Origin of the sequence: Duganella aquatilis (genome assembly GCF_009674565.1) — a bacterium.
Classification (GTDB): domain Bacteria; phylum Pseudomonadota; class Gammaproteobacteria; order Burkholderiales; family Burkholderiaceae_D; genus Rugamonas; species Rugamonas aquatilis.
Genome location: NZ_WKJL01000060.1, coordinates 1 through 4,069, shown reverse-complemented (window position 1 = coordinate 4,069; position 4,069 = coordinate 1). Strand labels below are relative to the sequence as shown.

General features: G+C 59.8%; 3 protein-coding genes, 1 rRNA gene and 1 pseudogene. 2 read left to right on the top strand and 3 right to left on the bottom strand.

Going from position 1 to position 4,069, the window contains the following annotated elements; translation table 11 throughout:
• Positions 1–265 precede the first annotated feature (265 nt).
• Positions 266–1,630: a sodium-dependent transporter gene (locus GJ698_RS30160; RefSeq protein WP_154361546.1), complete on the top strand. Its 1,365-nt coding sequence runs from the start codon at positions 266–268 to the stop codon at positions 1,628–1,630.
• A 45-nt stretch (positions 1,631–1,675) separates the two neighbouring features.
• Complete coding sequence (locus GJ698_RS30155; RefSeq protein WP_154361545.1) at positions 1,676–2,887, top strand: sensor histidine kinase; 1,212 nt, start codon at positions 1,676–1,678, stop codon at positions 2,885–2,887.
• A gap of 3 nt (positions 2,888–2,890) precedes the next feature.
• Here the strand turns inward: GJ698_RS30155 and GJ698_RS30150 are convergent, their stop codons facing one another.
• The 3 genes and pseudogenes from GJ698_RS30150 to rrf all read right to left on the bottom strand — a co-directional run bounded on the left by GJ698_RS30150 (position 2,891) and on the right by rrf (position 4,065).
• Complete coding sequence (locus GJ698_RS30150; RefSeq protein ID WP_229260224.1) at positions 2,891–3,613, bottom strand: hypothetical protein; 723 nt, start codon at positions 3,611–3,613, stop codon at positions 2,891–2,893.
• Positions 3,614–3,633: 20 nt separating this feature from the next.
• Positions 3,634–3,909, bottom strand: a pseudogene (locus GJ698_RS31480) (DUF4214 domain-containing protein); the annotation flags it as partial.
• Positions 3,910–3,952: 43 nt separating this feature from the next.
• Positions 3,953–4,065 (bottom strand): 5S ribosomal RNA (gene rrf, locus GJ698_RS30140).
• Between the last annotated feature and the right edge of the window lie 4 nt (positions 4,066–4,069).

Here is a 4,069-nt window from a genome sequence, read left to right as displayed (position 1 = left end):
TTCGCTCACTCAAAATACTGACAGTATTTCTTGTTGAGCATTTAATGCTTTTAGTTTCGCTGAACCTAAGTTCAGCGTGCACTTGCATCAAACGCCCACATTTATCGACTGTAAATTTTTAAAGATCAGATTCTGTGTTACTGCTTGCTGCGAATCGTTGTGTCCGTCAGCGAAGAGATGAGATTATGCTGTACGGCATTCATTCCGTCAACCCTCTTTTTTCAACTGCTACAATCGCGTCCTCAAAAAACCTCGGCAAAATGCTATGAACAACAAGATGATGAAACGCGGTGGCTTCAGTTCCAGCTTCGGCGTATTGGCCGCAACGCTAGGCTCTGCGGTAGGTCTGGGCAATATCTGGAAGTTTCCTTCCCTCACCGGCGCCAATGGCGGCGCCGGCTTCCTGCTGATTTATCTGCTCGCCACTTTATTGATCGGCTTGCCTGTCATGATTGCGGAGATCACCATGGGTCGCGCCGCCAAGGCCAATCCCATCACCACGCTGCAGCGCCTGGCGCCAAAGAACAGCCTGCCGTGGTGGCTGATCGGCGCGTCCGGCATGCTGGCGGCGTTCCTGATCCTGTCCTTCTATTCGGAAGTGGTCGCCTGGGTGTTTGCCTATGTGTTCAAGGCCATCGGCGGCAGCATCCTCAGCAGCGATCCTCATGTCACCGAGAGCGCCTTCGGTGCGCTGATCAGCGACCCGCTGCAATCGCTGCTGTGGCAGTGGGCGGTGCTGGTGTTCATCGGCGGCATTCTGCTGATGGGCGTGACCAAAGGGATTGAAGGCATCACCAAGAAGCTGATGCCGGTGCTGTTCCTGCTGCTGCTGCTGCTGTGCGCAGTCAGCCTGACGCTGCCCAGGGTGGCGGAAGGCCTGGCCTTTTTGTTCAAGCCCGACTTCAGCAAGATCACTGCGGGCGTCATCCTGACCGCGATGGGCCTGGCCTTCTTCAAGCTGTCGCTGGGCATGGGCACCATGATGACTTACGGCTCCTACTTCCGCGACGACCAGAACATTCCCGCCACCACGGTGCGGGTGATGCTGGCCGACCTGTTTGTCTCCATGCTGGCCGGTATCGCCATCTTCCCCGCAGTGTTCAGCTTCGGCTTCGCGCCGTCGGCCGGCCCGTCGCTGGTGTTCATCACGATTCCGGCCGTGTTCGCGCAAATTCCCGGCGGCCACCTGCTGATGATCGCCTTCTTCGTGCTGGCCTCGGTGGCCGCCACCGGCGCCATGCTGTCGATGATGGAAGTGCCGGTGGTGACGCTGCACGAACGCTTCGGCATGAGCCGCACCAAGGCCACCGTGCTGACCATCGCCATCCTGGTGGTGCTGGGTTCCAGCTGCGCACTGACCAACAGCACACTGGCCGACTTCAAACTGTTCGGCAAGAATATGTTCGACCTGTTCGACTTCGCCTCGTCCAACGTGCTGCTGCCGCTGGGTGGCATTTTGCTAGCGTTGTTTGTCGGCTGGGTGTGGGGCCGCGACAACTTCCAGCGCGCGCTGTCCAACCAGGGCACGCTGCACAACGCCACAGTGACGGGCGTGGTGTTTTTCCTGCTGCGCTACGTGTCGCCGCTGCTGATCCTGGTGGTGATGCTGAAAGGCCTCGGCCTGTTCTGAACGCTGCGATATACTGACCGCACCGTGAACGATTCAGGGTGCGCGATGAACCAGAGCGAGGTCCCCGTTGTGCCGATGCCGACGATACTCATCGTCGACGATTCGCCATCCTACCTGGCAGCGCTGCTGGACCGGCTGGAGCGGCACGGCTTCCTGATCGTGCTGGCGCAAACGGCGGCCGAAGGCCTGATACGCGCCGAGTTCGCCGATCCCGACCTGATCCTGCTTGACGTCGTCATGCCCGACATCGACGGCTTCGAAGCCTGCCGCCGCCTCAAGGCCGGCAAGAAGACCAAGGACATACCCGTCATCTTCATGACCGGCCTCACCGATCCCAAGCAGAAGGTCACCGGCTTCGACGCCGGCGGCGTCGACTACATCACCAAGCCGTTCCAGATCGAGGAAGTGCTGGCGCGCATCAACACCCACCTGGCGCTGCGCCGCGCCAACCGCGAACTGCAGGACATGGTCGCCACGCTGGCCAAGGCGCGTGAAGAGCTGGTGCGCAACGAGAAGCTGGCCGGCCTGGGCGCGCTGGTGGCCGGCATCGCGCACGAACTGAACACGCCGATCGGCAACAGCCTGATGGCCTCCACCACCTTCGAGATGCAGACCGACGAGATCCACCGCCACATGACCAGCGAAGGCGGCATCACGCGCAAGGAGTTCGAGCACTATATCGAGAACGCGCGGCTGTCGGTCGACATCCTCAGCCGCAACCTGCATCGCGCGGCCGACATCGTCACCAATTTCAAGCAGGTGGCGGTCGACCAGACCAGTTCGCAACGGCGCAGCTTCCTGCTGGCGGAAGTCATCGCCGGCAACCTGCTGACGCTGCAGCCGACCATCAAGCGCACGCCGTTCATGGTCGAGCAGCATGTACCGGCGGATCTGATGATGGAGAGTTATCCCGGCCCGCTGGGCCAGGTGGTGACCAACCTGATCAACAACGCCATCCTGCACGGCTACGAAGGGCGCAGCGAGGGCCTGATCGCGGTAAGCGCGCAGCTGTCGGCGCAAGGCTGGGTGACGCTGAGCGTGGAAGACCACGGTGTCGGCATCGCGCGCGAAGATGTGCCGCGCATTTTCGATCCCTTCTTCACGACCAAGATGGGCGTGGGCGGCTCCGGATTGGGGCTGAACATCGTACACAACATCGTCACCGAGATACTCGGCGGCCGCATCGACGTCAGCAGCGAAGTAGGCGGCGGCACCCGCTTCACGCTGACCTTGCCGATGTCGGCGCCGCTCAGGTAGCGCTTACTCTTGCGTCCAGGTCGCCAGGCTGCCTTCGGTGACGCCAGTCGTGCGATTACCCTGCCGCTGCACGATAACGTACTTGACGCTGTCGTGGTGCACATAGAGATAGGCCGAGAATGCCAGCAGCTTGCCGGTCGATGGATCTTTCAGCACCTGGCCGTTCAGCAGCCGCGTGACAGTGGCGGCATTCAGCGTCTGGCTCCCTGAACCAGACGGGAATGTGCCGTTACCCTGGGCATCAAACCACATCGCTTGCAGGTTGCCGCCACCCATGGCGCAATCTTCCCGATAAAAATTGAAGGTCTGATTCGCCAACGCAGCCGCATCCAGCAACTGGGTGGAGGTGCGTGAAACCAGCACATCAGTCGACGTGATCCTGCCGCTATCAGCCGTCGAAACATTCTGGCACAGCATCGCAATCGCCGGCAACAGCTCGGCACCTATGCTGGCTGTTGCGATCACCGGGGCATCATATTTGAAGTCGCCGTTGTCTCGGGAAAACGCGATGGCCTTGCCGGGGAAGCCAAAAATCAGACTACCAGACGCCACGGGCTGCCCCACTCCGCCCGGAGCATAGCGGTAGCTGGCAGCGTAAAGCGGCGCATTACTGGTGACATCTTGCAAGTAGTTATAACCCGCATAGTACGACTCCACAAAATAGGGTGAAGAGGAATCGGCCATGGCGAGGACGAATCCCTCAATCTCCAGGCGGAACGCCGCCATGTCACAATGTGCAGGACCGCCTGCGCAGGGGTAATTTGCCCACTGTTTAACAGGCCGGCCCATAAGAGCAGGCCACCCGCTTCAACGTTCCGGTTAAAGGCATTCAGATAGAGGGCGTTGACGAACGACGCCTGGTTGCCCGCATAGAGTTCGCTAAATTCAGTGCTGGCGGCAAAGGCATCCAGGGTGGCGCGCAGCTGCGCATTGCCGGAGTACGCGGCGAGCAGCTGTGGCGCGGTGAGCGGCAGATTCTGTTCGCTGAATTTCTGGTTCCAGAAGTCGAGTAAAGAAAACAAAAAAGCCCGCTCAGATCACTGAGCGGGCTTTTCCTAATAACTAGCTTGACGATAACCTACTTTCACACTGGTTGCAGCACTATCATCGGCGTAGAGTCGTTTCACGGTCCTGTTCGGGATGGGAAGGGGTGGGACCGACTTACTATGGTCATCAAGCTTT